The 17,010-nt window shown below is 32.6% G+C and carries 15 protein-coding genes and 1 pseudogene; 15 read left to right on the forward strand and 1 reads right to left on the reverse strand.

Going from position 1 to position 17,010, the window contains the following annotated elements:
• Positions 1 to 34 precede the first annotated feature (34 nt).
• The 15 genes and pseudogenes from BM211_RS06700 to BM211_RS06775 all read left to right on the forward strand — a co-directional run bounded on the left by BM211_RS06700 (position 35) and on the right by BM211_RS06775 (position 15,249).
• A complete protein-coding gene (locus BM211_RS06700) occupies positions 35 to 775 on the forward strand; it encodes an ABC transporter ATP-binding protein (protein WP_035430120.1) in 741 nt (246 codons plus the stop codon).
• Positions 766 to 3,318 (forward strand): annotated as a pseudogene (locus tag BM211_RS27475) (ABC transporter permease). The gene BM211_RS06700 and the pseudogene BM211_RS27475 overlap by 10 nt, the downstream one beginning before the upstream one ends.
• Positions 3,319 to 3,499: 181 nt before the next feature.
• Positions 3,500 to 3,679 carry a small acid-soluble spore protein H gene (locus BM211_RS06710; protein ID WP_035430116.1) on the forward strand — a complete coding sequence of 60 codons (180 nt, stop codon included), beginning with the start codon at positions 3,500 to 3,502 and terminating at the stop codon, positions 3,677 to 3,679.
• 683 nt (positions 3,680 to 4,362) lie between these two features.
• The gene (locus BM211_RS06720; RefSeq protein ID WP_090995951.1) at positions 4,363 to 5,643 is read left to right on the forward strand and encodes a helix-turn-helix domain-containing protein; all 1,281 of its coding nucleotides are present in this window, start codon (positions 4,363 to 4,365) and stop codon (positions 5,641 to 5,643) included.
• Positions 5,644 to 5,870: 227 nt separating this feature from the next.
• Complete coding sequence (locus tag BM211_RS06725; RefSeq protein ID WP_090995953.1) at positions 5,871 to 7,139, forward strand: helix-turn-helix domain-containing protein; 1,269 nt, start codon at positions 5,871 to 5,873, stop codon at positions 7,137 to 7,139.
• A 355-nt stretch (positions 7,140 to 7,494) separates the two neighbouring features.
• Positions 7,495 to 8,127, forward strand: a complete 633-nt coding sequence (locus BM211_RS06730; protein WP_035430415.1) for a hypothetical protein — start codon at positions 7,495 to 7,497, stop codon at positions 8,125 to 8,127.
• Between the two features lie 52 nt (positions 8,128 to 8,179).
• Positions 8,180 to 8,380, forward strand: a complete 201-nt coding sequence (locus tag BM211_RS06735; RefSeq protein ID WP_035430109.1) for a hypothetical protein — start codon at positions 8,180 to 8,182, stop codon at positions 8,378 to 8,380.
• Positions 8,381 to 8,481: 101 nt separating this feature from the next.
• Positions 8,482 to 9,405, forward strand: a complete 924-nt coding sequence (locus tag BM211_RS06740) for an ABC transporter ATP-binding protein (RefSeq protein ID WP_090995955.1) — start codon at positions 8,482 to 8,484, stop codon at positions 9,403 to 9,405.
• Entirely contained in the window at positions 9,402 to 10,145 is a 744-nt protein-coding gene (locus BM211_RS06745; RefSeq protein WP_090995960.1) for an ABC transporter permease, read from the forward strand. The genes BM211_RS06740 and BM211_RS06745 overlap by 4 nt, the downstream gene beginning before the upstream one ends.
• Positions 10,146 to 10,160: 15 nt before the next feature.
• Positions 10,161 to 10,898 (forward strand): ABC transporter permease, encoded by a 738-nt coding sequence (locus BM211_RS06750; protein WP_035430100.1) that lies wholly within the window; start codon positions 10,161 to 10,163, stop codon positions 10,896 to 10,898.
• Between the two features lie 467 nt (positions 10,899 to 11,365).
• Positions 11,366 to 12,094: a histidine phosphatase family protein gene (locus BM211_RS06755; RefSeq protein ID WP_090995963.1), complete on the forward strand. Its 729-nt coding sequence runs from the start codon at positions 11,366 to 11,368 to the stop codon at positions 12,092 to 12,094.
• A gap of 322 nt (positions 12,095 to 12,416) precedes the next feature.
• Complete coding sequence (locus BM211_RS06760) at positions 12,417 to 13,208, forward strand: phosphotransferase family protein (RefSeq protein WP_035430098.1); 792 nt, start codon at positions 12,417 to 12,419, stop codon at positions 13,206 to 13,208.
• A gap of 40 nt (positions 13,209 to 13,248) precedes the next feature.
• Positions 13,249 to 13,926, forward strand: coding sequence for a nucleoside deaminase (locus BM211_RS06765; RefSeq protein ID WP_051957206.1), 678 nt, complete (start codon positions 13,249 to 13,251; stop codon positions 13,924 to 13,926).
• Positions 13,910 to 14,707 carry an rRNA adenine N-6-methyltransferase family protein gene (locus BM211_RS06770; protein WP_035430095.1) on the forward strand — a complete coding sequence of 266 codons (798 nt, stop codon included), beginning with the start codon at positions 13,910 to 13,912 and terminating at the stop codon, positions 14,705 to 14,707. Before BM211_RS06765 ends, BM211_RS06770 begins: the two co-directional genes overlap by 17 nt.
• Before the next feature lie 44 nt (positions 14,708 to 14,751).
• On the forward strand, positions 14,752 to 15,249 hold the full coding sequence (locus BM211_RS06775; RefSeq protein ID WP_035430094.1) for an 8-oxo-dGTP diphosphatase: 498 nt from the start codon (positions 14,752 to 14,754) through the stop codon (positions 15,247 to 15,249).
• 174 nt (positions 15,250 to 15,423) lie between these two features.
• Here the strand turns inward: BM211_RS06775 and BM211_RS06780 are convergent, their stop codons facing one another.
• The gene (locus BM211_RS06780; RefSeq protein ID WP_177206890.1) at positions 15,424 to 16,905 is read right to left on the reverse strand and encodes a C69 family dipeptidase; all 1,482 of its coding nucleotides are present in this window, start codon (positions 16,903 to 16,905) and stop codon (positions 15,424 to 15,426) included.
• Between the last annotated feature and the right edge of the window lie 105 nt (positions 16,906 to 17,010).

The following is a 17,010-nucleotide window of genomic DNA, read 5'->3' on the forward strand; positions in this document are numbered from 1 at the left end:
TTGTTGAAATAAAAAAAGTATGGAGGAAAAAAGTATGGTAGCCAAACAACCTATTCTTCAAGCACAGGGACTAAAGAAACATTATGAAACAGAAGCAGGAATCATTCCTATTTTAAAAGGAATTGATACACAAATTTATCGCGGAGAAGTGGTTAGTATTATAGGGCCTAGTGGAAGTGGAAAATCTACATTGCTTGGTTTACTAGGTTCTTTAGATAGTGCTAGCGAAGGGCATATATTGATTGAAAAAGAAGATATTACGGCCATGTCTGAAGAAAATTTAGCAGATTTTCGTGCGAAAAAAATTGGTTTTGTTTTTCAATCCTATAATTTAGTAACAACAATGACAGCCGAGGAAAATGTAATGATGGCACTTATGTGCGCTGGGATAAAGGATCGAAAGGAAATGATACAAAAGGCAAGAGAGATGCTTGATCTTGTTGGGATGAAAGAACGTTATCATCATTTACCGAGTCAGCTATCAGGAGGTCAGCAGCAGCGCGTTGCAATTGCCAGAGCATTAGTAAACAACCCTGCTATTGTTATTGCAGATGAACCTACTGGTAATTTAGATACGAAAACGGGACAAACAATATTGGATTTAATCTTTCAACTACGTGATCAATTCAACATGACTTTTATTATTGCTACACATGATTCTTATGTTGCAAAACTTTCAGATCGGATTTTACAAATAGAAGATGGACTATTAATTCAAGATAACGTTAGTAAGCATACGACTCCAAAAGAAGGTGAAACAACATCATGTTACTAAAATCAGCATTACGTAGTTTAATACGAAATCGTTTGAGAACTCTCTTTACAGTGTTCAGTATTGTAATTGGAGTAGCTAGCTTTTTCTCAATGTCAATGTTAGTAGAATTAGTTCCTCGTTCTATTCACGAATCCTCTAAAATTCTTTTAGGAGGAGACGTAGCGATTCAATCCTATTTAAACCCTGTTAACCGTGATACATTAATCTCTTCTGTTCCTAAAGAAGAGCAAAAAGCACTTACAACCTCTTTATTAGGGCAGAGTATGGTAAAGTCTGATAAAAAAACAACAAGCTTAATAATAAAGGGAATAGAACCAAAGCAATACCCATTGTATGGAGAAACACAGTTTCCTAATGTTCGTAATTTACAAGAAAATGAAGTGCTTTTATCAAAGAGTACTGCAGATCGTTTACAAGTGAAAATCGGAGATAAAGTAGAGATTCCGAATCGTTCTACTGGAGAAATGTCTTCTTATAAGATTCTTGGTTTCGTTGAAGGTGTTCAAGAATCTTACGGCGATGCTTCTATCTTCGGAACTGCTTATTTACATTTAAATCAAGCACAAAAGCTCTTAAATGTACCGGAAAATACAATTAATGAAGCTTTAATTATATTGAATGATAAAGGTAACGTATCTGCAATTAAAAGTAAAGTACAAGAACAATTACCGCAAAGCAATGTAATCGATATTCGTGATAAAGAATTAGAAAAACAAAAAGATTTGCATATGTTACTGCCATTTCTTCAATTATTTAGCATATTAGCCCTTGGAATCGCAGCAATCACAACTTCAAATACAATGAAAGTAATCATTGCCTCGCGCACCCATGATATCACTGTCATGAAATCGGTAGGAATGAAAACGCGATCTATCGTACGATATTTCTTGCTAGAAGCATTCTGGCTTGCAATCCTAGGTACAATTGGTGGTATTGCAATTGGGTTATTAGCTAGTGTTTGGCTCACTTCTTATTTATCAAGTGTACTTTCACTACCTCTTACATGGGGAATGTCATGGTCTGTTGTTGGTACTGCAATCATCGTAGGATTTCTCGTGACGCTTTTAGCATCATGGATACCAGTAAAAAGTGGAATGCGCGTGTCACCTCTTCAAATGTTACGAGATACAGAGAATACGAGTGTAAATTATTCGTTACCTTTTAGAAAAAAACTTCAACTATTTATATTAGTTTGTAGTATTCTTTCAGTTTATGTTCACAAAATAGCATTTACAGCCAATACAAATGGTAGTGTGATGTTTAAGTGGCTCCTTGCTTTTCTGCTTACAACAGGAGCTTTGTTATGTATTGTTGCTTTCGTTCGTTTGATTGGGTTTATATACACTTTATTATTCCGAATGATTGGAGCTATGAAAAACTAGGTGCCACAAAGTCTTTTTCTTGCCTTACACAATATAGCTACTACCAATAAAAGAAATGGATTATTAGCAGTTACTTTAACGATAGGCGTCGTTTCTGTAGTTTCTAGCCACATATTTGCTGATAATTTAATTGAATCTGTTCAAGGGCAATTAGAAAAAGAGGCAATGGGAAATCTCCTTATTACAAGTTCAGTTAATGATGAAGAAAAAGTAGAAAAACAAATTCAATCGATGAAGGAAATTAAGGTATGGAAAAAAGGTTACCAACTAGATGGAAGATTTCAAAATATTAACGGTGAAGAAGCCGTAACTAAATTTTCTCAAAAAGTAAAAGAAGATAAATTTTTTAGTTCAACTAAAATTTCAGTAGAAGGCATAGATACAGATCATACTTCCAAAGCATATACCATATCTGAAGGGCGCGATTTAACATCGGCTGATGCAGGAGGGAAAAAAGCAATCCTGTTGGATAGTTATAAAAAGCTGGGGGTAAAAACAGGTGATACAGTTGATATTCAAATAGGAAACGAATTAGTGAATTGTGAAATTGTCGGTTTCTTTAAATCCGGTATTGTAAAAACGGTAGGTATTCGTATTCCAACAAAAACATTAGCTACATATGGAAAGCCAAATCGCATTACCTATTCATTAGATAGTGATCCAAAACAAACGAATACGATTCTAGCAGAGTTAAACAATAAACTTCCTAATTCAGCAATGGCTTACTCTATTTCCGCTACAGCAATCGATAGTCTACAATATATCATTAAAATGCAAAGTACGTTCTTTTCGATCGTAGCGTCATTTGCATTTTTAACCGCTGTTTTGACAATTGGAAATCAAGTGGTCATTCGCTTACTACAACAAACTCGGGATGTAGCGATTATGAAGACAGTTGGTATGTCTTCGGGTAATTTAATGAAGTCCATTTTATTAGAAAATACGATTGTTTCCTTGTCAGCTGGATTCGTTGGGGCTGGAGTTGCTTTAGCTTTTTCTGGTGTTGTTTTACGATTCTTATTCCAAATGCCAATGAAAATTAATATAACTTGGTCTATTTTGGGCATCTTGTTATCTGTAATCACAACAGCAATTGTTGTTTGGATCGCAGCAAAACAATCGTTATCAGCTAAACCAATTCATCTATTACAAAGTAAATAGACCTATAAATCGAATGAAAAAACGTAGTTTGATGAAAAAAATCAAACTACGTTTTTTCTGTTCATTAAGCAACTATACTTTTCAAGTTCTCTTCTTGTTTACTTAATGTGAATTCACCAGAATATTTAAGGGAGCGGCAGCCCATATTATTATTGTTAAACGAAAAGGGAGGTTTATCATCATGAATAAACAACGTGCACAAGAGATTGCCGCTTCACCGGTTATGGCGAATGTAACTTACAACGGAATGCAAATCTATATTCAAAATGTAGATGAAACGAACGAAACAGCTAGAATTTACCCTCTTAATGAACCAAATAATGAACAAGAAGTTCCTGTATCCAGCTTAGTGGAGTATTAATTGCTTACATGTTTTCTTATTAAAGTGAAACTTCCATCAGTGGAGTTAATTGCATTCCTCACTGATGGAATGCCAGCCCAATCTGGCTTTTATGAGCAGTTATCCTCCACGTATCTTCCTCGCTTCTCTTTTCATCATGAGGTGGGTCTTACTGCACGTTCATGCGGGATAAAAACAGCTGTAGGAAAAATTTCAATAGCTTTAGAATCCATTCTGATTATATATAGAAAAGATTGAGCGAAATCCAGTATTGAGATTATGCAGGATTTCACTCTTTTTATTTCCGTTATCGACCGTTCTTTGCAATATATCGGCGATTCGACACGCTATAAATATCTTTCGATGATATTCGACATGCAAGTAGTTGATCCGCTGAACTGAATCATATCGAAAAGTGAATTATGTTAGGCGTGAGCATCAGATAATTGGTATAATATAGTAATGTAAGTAGCAGAGAGAGGATAACGGATTTAGTAAATCAGGCATACAAATTCCATATGCATCCAAATAAATTATTAATAATTAAAGTAATTAGTTACAGTTGTGTTGTATTGATATATATAAGGAAATATACAATGTTTTTTATTGCCCACATATAAAACAATACAAATATTATGATAGATAATGTTGGTTTTATTTTTATAATATCGCCCTAAAATAATTTCAAAGAAAGGGATGAAGATATGAACATTGGTGAACGTATTCGACAAATACGTATACATAAAGAATTTACGCAAGGAGAACTAGTATCCGGGATCTGCTCTATAACTTATTTAAGTAGAATTGAAAATGGACAAATTAAACCTTCAGCTTCCTTTTTAGAAAAGATCGCAAAAAGGCTAGATGTTGATTACAATTTTCTTGTCGATGGAAATAATGACGATATGGAACCTAAGATTATTGAAATATGTAATAGGTATAAAAACGATAAGGTGATAAGCGAGAAAGACTTATCTTTCTTAGAACTGTATGTGCGTGATATAGACTCTATACTTTTATTATTAAAGGCTTATGGTGTTTTAATATACTATCATTCTCGAAATGATAACTTATTACACGTAGCACCAATTATAAATCAGGCTTCGCAAGTCATTCCAAATCAAGTAGACCCTAAGTATACTGAAGAGTATATATATTATTTAAGGGCTAGAGGTCATTATTTTTATAATAAACAAGACAATATGGCTGCACATGAAATTTATGTGAAGGTAGAGAGCCTACTTGGCCAAGAAGAAACTGAGCAGCACGCTGATATATATTATAATCTATGTCACGTAAATAAAGGGCTTTATAAAGATAAAAGTATTGGCCGATTGTATGCTAAAAAAGCATACAGATTGTACAAAAAATTTAATATAGAGCATAAAGTAATAGATACTCTTTTAATGCTTGTAATACTGTATCAGTTAGATGAATTATATGACAAAGCTCTCGAAACCTTACAGCAGGCAGAACTTGGAGTGAAAAATAATTATAATTCTATGTATTTACCTATAATTTCATATAACTACGGAAAAATTTATCAAGGCTTGAAAGACTATACTAATGCTATTAAATACTATGAAGAAAGTTTGCAACTGAGTGAGTTTCTCTTTCAAAAAAACCAAAAGATATACATGTTACGAGGCTTAATAGAGATTCATATAGAACTTAAAAATTGGAAAACTGTTAATACATTTATGGATGAGGCATTTCATTTTTTAACAATTTCTGATGTACCTTTCGCTCATGTTCAACTATACGGATTTAAGGGGAAGATATCCAAATTTAGAGGAGATTATTATGGATACGAGAAAAATATGCAAAAAGCAATTGAAATGGGCTTAGAAAAAAAACAATATCCTTTAGTTCATGAACTCGCTACTGAACTAGGAAACTATTTTTATGATAATCGTGCTTATAAAATGTCAGCAAAATATTTGAAAATAGCCATTGAAAATTCGGTAGATTCAATAGCTCTATAGTCAAATATACGAACCCTTTGTAATATCTTGTTTTTAGACTAGTGCTTCGATGATTTTTGATGTAAGCGGCTTCATAGGAGGGCCTCTTTTCTGTGGATTTTGTATATAACCCAGTTCTATTAAGCAAAGGGCTTCCTTTTTTGCGTCTTTAATCATTTACACAAAATATTTTATAATATTGCTCCTAAAATAATCAAAGCAGGCCATTCAAAGGAGGGGATGGAGATATGAACATTGGTGAACGTATTCGACAAATACGTATACATAAAGAATTTACGCAAGGAGAACTAGTATCCGGGATCTGCTCTATAACTTATTTAAGTAGAATTGAAAATGGACAGATTAAGCCTTCAACTTCTTTTTTAGAAAAGATTGCTGAAAAGCTAGATGTTGAATACAATTTTCTTGTCGATGGAAATAATGACGATATGGAACCTAAGATTCTTGAAATATGTAATAGGTATAAAAACGATAAGGTGATAAGCGAGAAAGACTTATCTTTCTTAGAACTGTATGTGCGTGATATAGACCCTCTTCTTTTATTATTAAAGGCTTATGGTGTTTTAATATACTATCATTCTCGAAATAATAACTTATTACATGTAGCACCAATTGTAAATGAGGCTTCACAAGTCATTCCAAATCAAGTGAATCCTCAATATACCGAAGATTTTATATATTATTTAATGGCTCGAAGTCATTATTTTTATAATAAACAAGACTATATGGCTGCACATGAAATTACTATGAAGACAGAGAGCTTACTTGGTCTAGAAGAAACTAAGCAGCACGCTGATATATATTATAACCTAAGTCTATCAAGCCAAAGTCTTTATAAGGATCAAAGCATTAGTCGCTTGTATGCTAAAAAAGCGTACAGATTGTATGAAAAATTAAATATAGAAAATCAACTAATAAACATTCTCATAATCATTGCACTACAATATCAAAAAGATAATCTATCCGAGAAAGCTCTTGAATCCTTAAAACAAGCGGAAACTAAAGCAGAGGCTAGCAATAGCCCTATGTATTTACCTTTGATTGCATATAATTACGGAAAAATTTATCAAGGATTAAAAGATTATACTAACTCCATTAAATATTATGAAAAAAGTTTACAGACTAGCAACCTCTATCCAGATCAAGCTCAAAAAATATATGCATTAAGGAGCCTAATAGAGATTTATATAGAATCTAAAGACTGGAAAACTGTTAATAAACTGATGGATGATGCATTAGAAATTTTATCAATTGCTGATATGCCACACGCGTATGTTAATATCCTTGGACTTAGAGGAAAAGTATCTAAACTAAGAGGAGATTATTATGGATACGAGAAAAATATGCAAAAAGCAATTGAAATGGGCCTAGAAAAGAAACAATATCCTTTAGTTCGCGAACTCGCTACTGAACTAGGAAACTATTTTTATGATAATCGTGCATATAAAATGTCAGCAAAATACCTTAAAATATTGAGTCAACTCTCTCCCACTTAAGCCACGCTTTAAGTGGGATTTTTTATGTATTCGTCTACGCAAAACCGCTTCCTTGCATTCTCCTTTATTTTAAACTTTGCATGTGGCAGACAAGGCCCCTAACCACTTCTATACATAGCCAGATGCTCTCGCCCGACTCAAAATAAAGAAGGTTCTATGTTGATTTTTTAATTTGTATTTATATAGATTAGAAATTAATTGATTCCTACTATTTTAAAATAAGTAAAATAACAAGTTTAAAACGAGTGATTATTCGCCTAAATTTTAATGGAATTTTACTAATTGTTATTAACATAAATTAACAAGTATATTTTAAGTACAGAAAGTCAAACAGCAAGGAGGTGTGGTTATTCTGATACTAGAGACAAAACGTTCTGCAAATATGATGGACAATATAAACTATCATTTGAATCAGCGTAAGGAAAATAATCAATATTTAAAAATCTGTTCAAATGAATGTGAAGTATTGCCATATCATGTTTATAAACACCCATTGAATAAACAAGCATCACAAAAAGAAATAGTTAGTCTAGTTAAACCATTGATTCATATGAATACGTTAGCTCAAATTCTATATGAATCATTTCACAATCAAACATTTACAGCTTTAGTACCTATTCTATTAGTTTTTCAACCGAATATTGTAACTGGTATATCGACATCAGGTGCTTATTCAATTGATTTTTATAATGATTATTTTGTTCATTTAAAGGATATAAATATTCAAGAATTGAGAGCGAAAATAGGTAAACAAAAAGGACCAATAGCTATCGGATATATGATAAACCAAAACGAAAGTATCCAGCATTCAAAAGAATTTATGTATCAAAGGTTAAAAGAGCAAACTACAGAGTGTATGTTAGCTTTACAAAAGAATTTGCATATACACGGAGAATTAGAAGAACAAGTTCAGTTGTCATTTGATTTCAAAAAAATCGTAATGCCTTTAATAGTCTTACAATGGATTAAACAGACAGCATTCCATTAAAGGAATAACAATGCTGCAAACTTTACCTAATAAATAAGAAAGAGGGATACATATGAACACAAAAGAAACGAGAACTAAGCAAAAAGTAGTAAGATATACGGCTGGAATCGCTATACTTATAATATTGATATCCTTTATATATCAATGGAAAAACGGTTTAGTGATTGATAATACTGAAAACTTGAGTCTTGCATTAATTGTTGCAATTTTCCTTTCTAGTTTTATTCCTGAAAGAAAAAATAGTGGTAAATAATTTAACAAGCATTTGAGATCTATTTCTCAAATGCTTATTCCTACAAATATAAATTCAATCAGATAATGGATTTTAAACTCTAACGTCAGGTGGTTGATATTATGAATAACCAAGTTTTAAACATTAAAGGTCTGCATAAAAAATATAAAGACAAACATGTTTTAAAAGGCATTGATTTAAATATAAAAAAGGGTGAAATATTTGGATTATTAGGCCCGAATGGAGCTGGTAAATCTACATTTTTTAAAATCATTTTAGGATTAATAGAATCTGATGAGGGAACTGTAGAAATATTGGGAATGGATATACAAAAGAATAGAATAGAAATCTTATCTAAAACAGGTTCATTAATTGAAGCTCCAACCTTTTACGAGCATTTATCCGGATACGAAAACTTAGTAATTGCTTCTAAACTGAAAAATGTTCATGATAAAGAACATATAAAAGAACTTTTGAATTTATTTAAACTATATGAGGATCGAAATCGTGCTTTTAAAAAATATTCTCTTGGTATGAAACAACGTTTAGGATTAGCTGCTGCGTTCATAAATAACCCTGAATTATTAATATTAGATGAGCCTACTAATGGCTTAGATCCACAGGGAGTTTATGAAGTGAAAGAATTAATAAAAAAAGCTCCAAAAATGTTTAATTCTACTATAATCCTTTCAAGTCATATTTTAAGTGAAGTGGAACAAATGGCTGATCATATCGGGATTATTCATCATGGAGAAATAAAGTACCAAGGTTTATTATCTTCTCTACAAAATAAACAATCATTAAATATTGTTGAAGTTAGTGTTAATAATATAACTCTTACTGATAAATTACTTAAACAATCCAATTACACATTCAATGTAAATAACAACATCTTTAGTATTGAATATTATGATGAAAAATCACTGAATAATATTCAACAACTATTAGTAACGAATCAAATTTTTATTCAATCTTTCCAAACTAAAAAGCAGAATTTAGAGGAAGCATATTTAGATATTGTAGAACAAGGTGCTGTAAGTGTATGAGAAATGTATTAGCCACTGAGTATATAAAATATAGAAAAAGTCATTTTTGGTTTTTGGTTATCTTAGGACCTATTATACTTGCATTAGGTGAATTTGTTGGATTAAATTACTATAGTCATTCTCATACTATTAAATTAGAAACTATATTCGGTATAAATTTGCAACTTTTAAAATACATCTTAAACTTTTTTATTGTGTTTATTATAGCTAGTGTAAACAATGTCGAATATAAAAATTCTACGTGGAAAAGAACATTTACGTATCCAGTACAGAAATTTAGTGTGTATGTAAATAAATTCCTTGTTGTTATGGTTGCTCTTATTATTACAACCGTAATACATATGATTTGTACAGTGTTGTTACTTCCATGTTTAGGTATTTCTTTAGATATGGTTTCAATGCAGCATGTGTTTGTTTTTACGTTATATCCATTTCTTATTAGCATTCCATTTTGCGCTTTGGCGTTCATTATATCCATTAATTTATCGAATCAATCAGTGATTGTTGCACTAGCTCTAGTTTCGTATCTTTTCGGCGATATATTAAGCTCAACTAAGCTTTGGTGGTTTCCTATTTCATATCAAATATTATATTTTCCAATCAATTATGTGAATAATCTAGATGTTTTTAATACATTATGGTCATACGATAAATGGTACATGCTAGCAGGAATTCCTATTACTATTCTTATTTTAGGAATTGGATACATCTTATTTATTAAAATGAATAATAAAAACTAACAAAGGAGATCTCAAATGATAAATTTAATTTATTCCGATTGGATAAAAATAAGAAAACACCCTCAACAAATTACATTTTTCATCTTAGCACTTTGTCCGATTATATATTCAATGATTATGTATACTAAATTCGTGGTAGGAGAGTATAACCACGGTTTGGATAATTCATGGATGGGCGTATGGATGTTTATATCTTTTTTCTATGTTGGTTTTTTTCTCCCTGTCATTTCAGGGATGGTAACAGCCTTCTTGTGTCAGTTTGAAAACAAAACCAATTGGAAAATAATGCATCTATCTCCAAATACTAATTTTAAAATTGTTTTATCGAAATTTGTATCTAGTGTGTTATTATTTTCTGCAATACACTTAATAGTTTTAATGAGCTTGTATGTATCAGGAATGTATTTTGATTTTACAGATCCATTTCCTTTAGAATTTATGATTAAAGTATTTTTAATTTCTGTTGTTGCGACATTTCCTCTTATAATAGTGCAACTCCTATTATTCTTATTTATAAAAACATCTATCACTTTTACATTTGTTAATATAATCCTGTCTTTAATCGGTTTATTTCTTTTTTCAGAAGAAAAGTGGGGATTTGGACATTTATGGTCTTTACCATTCAAGTCTATAGAATTAGTTGATCAAGGTATATTATCTATTGCTATATTTTTGGTAGCAATAGTTGCATTTACCATTGGTATGATTTTAATTACAACACGTTATTTAAAATCATTGAGAAAGACAGTATAAAAAGAGTTCATCTAGTATGATGGACTCTTTATTGTTTATCTGGAGTTTTTTCAGTGATAAGGACAATCATTTGAAGATCAATATGATATATGGAATTTAGTGATTAATATCTCTTGTTGCGAGTATGTCACAAGAGATATTAGATTATAAGGCGGTAAACTAGAAATAGCCCGATTTGGAAGAGAGATGAAAAAAATACGGATGGAAATTTCACTTTATTTTAAGTTAACAATCTCATCATCTCATCATCCTTGAAAGGAGAAGTAATATATACGCAATAGCAAACCTATCACTATTTCAATATATCGAAGAATGATATAATCGTAAGTGAGGGCATGACGGTATTGATAATAAAACTTCTCAAGCAATATAGAACTCGATTAAAGAAGAAGCTTAGGTTTATTTATACGTGTTCACTAAATCCAATAATTAAATTAGGTAGATTATATTCTGAAGGAGAGAAATTCATGAACGTGATGGAAAAAGGCAGTAGTACATTAAATGAAAACAAAGATAATATAGTTACGTTATATATTACTAGACACGGTAAAACAATGTTAAATGCTAATGAGCGTGTGCAAGGCTGGGCAGACTCTCCATTAGTAGAAACTGGTGTTGAGGTAGCTAAAAATTTAGGGAAAGGCTTAAAAGATATTCATTTTGTTGATGCATATAGTAGTGATAGTGGTCGTGCTATTGAAACTGCTAATTTGGTATTAAAATGTAACGAACAATCAACGATAAATCTACAACAAAGGAAAGATTTGCGAGAATTAAATTTTGGGATTTTTGAAGGCGATAAGAATGAAAATATGCAAAAAATGATCGGTGTTGTTGCTGGCGTGAAATCAGCAGAAGAATTAGTGAGGTTCTCTATTGAAGAAATTGTGAATTTCATTGTACAGGCAGACGATACAAAACAAGCTGAAGATTGGAAAACATTTTCTACCCGAATAAAAAGAGAACTTGATAACATTAGTGAAGAGACTGCCCAAAATGGTGGAGGGAACGTTTTAGTAGTTTCTCATGGAATTACAATCACATCATTAGTAGACATGATTGATAGTAGTAAAATAATACTTGGACTAGAAAATGCAAGTGTAACTAAAATTATCTATAAAGATGGGAAGTATACAATCGAATCCGTTGGGGATATGAGTTATGTTGAGAAGGGGAAGGAAAGTGCAAAAGTATAATATGTAATAGACATAAAAACTTCTTTTCTTTTAGATGGGCAAGAGCATCTGGCTGTGCGTAGAACCGGTTTGGGATTTTTTCTACCACACGCAAATTTTCAAACAATAGTTGTTGCCATATTTTCTTCTGCATAGCAGTGATTTATATGTTGAAAGATTAAAATGAATTTATATAAAAAGTAATAGAATCAGAAAAAGGTGGATTTCTAACAAGACATCCGCCTTTATTGTGTGAATTTTGTCGAATAAAGAAGGAAAAGTAGTCCGCGAAAAGGAAATAAATAGAAGATGTATAACAAATTAATGAAAGTAGGACGAATCAATGAAAGAAAAAATGGGGGCAGGAATTACTGCAGAGATTTATTTATGGAATGACAAAGAAATTGTAAAACTATTTCATAACCACATTCAGGAATCGCTTATTGAAAAGGAATTTTTTGCAAGTAAAGAAGTCCAAAACCTTGGATTACCCGCGCCTAAAGTAGGGGATAAGATCTCTTATCAAGATAGAACGGGGATTATTTATGAGAAAATTGATGGCGTGACTTTAACCGAGCAATTAGCTAAAAATCCGATGAATGTAAAGAAAGAAGCAAAAAGGTTTGCTGAGTTTCATTTTCAAATTCATAGCCAGAAATCTAATGCATTTTCGGATATTCGTGAAACTTTAATTTCGCATATAAATCATTGTGATCGTTTTACGTCAGAGCAAAAAGAAAACATCGCAACTTATATGGAAGCATTACCAACGAATCAAGCAGTGTGTCATATGGATTTTCATCCTGATAATATTTTAATCTCAGAGCGGGGACCAGTTGTGATCGATTGGATGACAGCAGGCTTCGGTAATCCATTTGCCGATGTAGCACGTACGGTTATTATTTTAAAACATGCCTATCTACCGGCAAGTATACCAGAATCAGTGAAACAAGGTATTATAGCGCTGCGCCATGCATTTTGTGAGGAGTACGTAAATGAGTATTTAACTTTATCAAAAGGTACGTGGAAAGACATAGAATCATGGTTTTTACCTATTATGGCAGCAAGATTAATAGAAGGAATACCTGAAGAGGAGAAAGACGATTTGTATAAGCAAGTCATTTCTCTTCTTTAAACCTCAATTAAAAATTTATGAAGGGAGAGCACAATCTGATATGTGGAATACATTATCTGAACCATGGAAAGAATGTTTCAACCAAGCTTGGTTATCGTATTGTAACGGTTCATTTCCCATTGGTGCTGTAATTGTAGATGAAAGTGGGAATATCATTTCAAAAGGTAGAAATACAGTTTACGAGACGGAAGCGCTGCCAAATGAAATATGTAATAACAAAATTGCTCATGCAGAAATTAATGCAATATTAAAAATAAATAATTTAGAAACAAACGCAACGCGCAAGGAATATGAACTGTATTCTACGATGGAACCGTGCCCTTTATGTTTTGGTGCTATTGTCATGTCTGGAATCACAAATATTCACTATGCTGCGAGAGATAAGCTGGTCGGAGCAACCAATTTGAAAGCCGGAAATGCTTATTTACAAGGGAAAAATATGAAGGTTTCAGGTCCGCATAAAGAACTTGAAATCGTACAATTTGTTTTGAAGACAGATTTTGTATTGCGAAGAGGACATGCTGTCGACCGATTACTACAAACATGGGAGCAAGATTGTCCGATTGGTATGGCTATAGGTCGAAAATGGCATGAGTCAAATAAGCTAGTACAAGCGAAACAAGAAAAGAAAGATATTTCAATTATTGTAGATGAAATTATAAGTGAAGTAGAAATTTTTATAGAAGAGGTGGAAGAAAAGAATGGATGTAAATTTTGAGGAAAGAAAATATACTTTTGATGATATTGCCGAAGAATACGAGAAAATAAGACCGACATATCCAAAGGAACTTTTTCAAGATTTGTTCACGTATGCAAATATTGAAAAGGAAGATCAAATTCTTGAAATTGGTTGCGGTACGGGTAAAGCAACGGAAGGACTCGTTGGATTTGGATATAAGCAGATTGATTGTATTGAGCTAGGAGAACGATTAGCTCAATTTACAGCTTCTAAATTTCAAAATGAGAATGGTATACACGTGTATCAAGGGAATTTTGAAACTTGGAATCAGCAGGATGATTTATACTCACTTGCTGTTTCAGCAACAGCGTTTCATTTTATTAAGCCTGAAATTGGCTATCCGAAAGTAGCGAATTTACTGCGCAAACATGGGACAATGGCCTTCTTTTGGACATATCATATACAACCAAATACTGATATTTTTCGAGAGATTGGCGATTGCTATGAAGAGTATGCACCGCATTTACATCCAAATCAATTACCAACTCCAGAAGAATTAATTGAAGAAAGAAAAACTCTTACAATGCAGCATGATTTGTTCCAAGATTTAGTTGTAAAAACTTATAATTGGACTGATACCTATACGAGTGATGAATACATTGCATTATTACATACGCAATCTGCCCATCGTTTGCTTTCAAAAGAGGTAAAAGAGAAATTGTTTTATAGTATTCATAACGTAATTGAAAATCATGGTGGGAAAATTGAAAAACCACAGTTTGTTGCGTTGTATTTAGCAAGAAAAAAAGAAATATTTTAAAATATATTTTCAACAACGAATCTACAAAAGGGAGGAAATGTTTGATGAGTAATTTTGAATGTAAAATGTTAACGATGTGTATGGTACAAGATGGGGACAAAGTTTTACTTATGAATCGTCCAGATCGTTTAAGTTTTCCTGGGTACATTGCTCCTGGTGGGAAAGTCGACTTTCCAGAAAGTATTGTAGACGGAGCGATCCGAGAAGTACGTGAAGAAACAGGTTTAATCGTAAAAGATATTATCTTTAAAGGAATCACCGAATTTTGTGAGCCAAACACAAAGTTACGATATATGGTATTTAATTATTTGGCAACATCTTTTGAAGGGAAGCTACTTGAAGAGCCGCCCGAAGGAGAGTTAGTATGGGTGGATATAAAGGATGCATTAAATTTACCGATGCAAGATTGGTTTAAAAAAAGGTTTCCGTTATTTTTTGAACCGGGAACATTTGAGTGGCATTCGGTATGGGACAAAGAGCGGGATATTACTTTAAATAGAGTGGAAAAACATTATAAACATTCACTGCTACATGAAGTGTAAATCTTTATGAAAACTTCTCATTCTAAGCGTCTTTCTAAGATGGGAGATAGTCCATTGGTGAATATTGGAAATAGACTTATTATATAATTGACTGAATTAATCAATCAAAAAGGGGCAGCCCCGCAATTTAAAAGCTGTGAGGACTGACCCCGAAGTTTCTTCATTTCTTATAGATTATAGATCCGGATTGAAGACGTCTTTTGATTTTTTTGCAATATCCGTAATTAATTCATTTCTTAATTGTTTTGCTTTTATAAATGCATCTGTAGCCGTGTCATTACTATATTTATTTAAATACTTAATTGCTTTTTGTTTGTCTTCCTTATAAAGCTCCGAAGCCTTGTTTTCAACCGAACTTTGTTTTGTAAATAACTGATCCTCGTATTTACCCCAATAGTTTTTCAAACCTACCCCAAGTGTGTCTGGGTTTGTTGCAGCTAAAGCAGCTGGTGCACGAAAAGCCCAGTAAGCTGATTGATCATCATATTTGTCATTACCATGTTTAAAAGCAGTTGGTGTGTCATACATTCCTTGATAGAATGGTAAATAAACACTATATTCCGGGTTTGCTAGGCTAAGCCACATAACATTGGCAATATCAGCAGGCATATTAGATCTTAGCTGAATAACATGGGATTCCACTGTGCGATCTACACCAACAGCACGCTCATCTTTACCTGTACTTGTAGAAGGATCATATGAAGTACCTTCATAATGAGAGCCCAAGAATTTCATCACTTGTTTTGGCGTAATTTTCTGATCCGGAATCATAAATAATGGATAACGTGTTAATTCAGCATCTTGGTTTATAGATGGAGTAAATGTCTTTTGTCCCCACCATTCTCTACGTGTATTGTATTTTTGACCAATATCACCGTAAGTTCCAGCAAAATCAAATTTTTGATTATTATCTTTGTCATTGTTTGGTATTAAGCCTTTTTCAACTGCATGAGAAATTAATGTTTTAGAGCCCATAAAGTTTTTCGTGTCGGAAAGATTCACATTATCGATTCTTAATCCGTTCGCAACAATTAAATAAGCATTATCAGGTACTCTTTCTGCTACCCATTGATGTCCTGTTCCAACCTCAAAGTACCAAATTTCATTCTTATCTGCGATCGCAACGCCATTTGCTTCAGCAGAACCATACTTTTCAATGTACTGTCCGAGTAATTCAGCACCTTCACGGGCTGTTTTAGCACGTGGTAAAATCAAGGTTGGAATAACTGATTCGCTAACACCTTTTTTCACAAATGGGTCAGATGCTTCTGCTTTTTTATTTGCATAAGCACTATTTGTAGCAGAAATAGCTACTCCGTATTCATTTATCCCTGCTTCTTCAAAAGGCCCTTTTGAAGGATCCCAGTCTGGTATTGCAATATACTTATAGGATACCTTTGGTTGATCTACTGTTAGTCCAGTTACAAATTTTAGTTTTTCCCCTGATTTATGTGTTTTACGAGGGAATACTTTGACATGTTTCGACCATGCACTAGATACGTCCTCATTTCGTGCAACCATGACCGAATCATCTGCGGTTGCTTTTTTTCCTGCAAAAACCGATGTACAAGCGCTTGCGGGAATAGCAAATCCTCCAACTATTAAGGTAGTAACGGCGGCTGCTACACATGCTTTTTTGATACCATGTAACTTCATTTTGCCTTCCTCCTCTAACATTTCTGGATTTATTTCATAATTATTCTAACATAATATAACGATTTTGTGAGCGCTTTCACATATTGTTCATATAGAAAAAAGTTA

The organism is Bacillus sp. 491mf, from assembly GCF_900112415.1.
Classification (GTDB): domain Bacteria; phylum Bacillota; class Bacilli; order Bacillales; family Bacillaceae_G; genus Bacillus_A.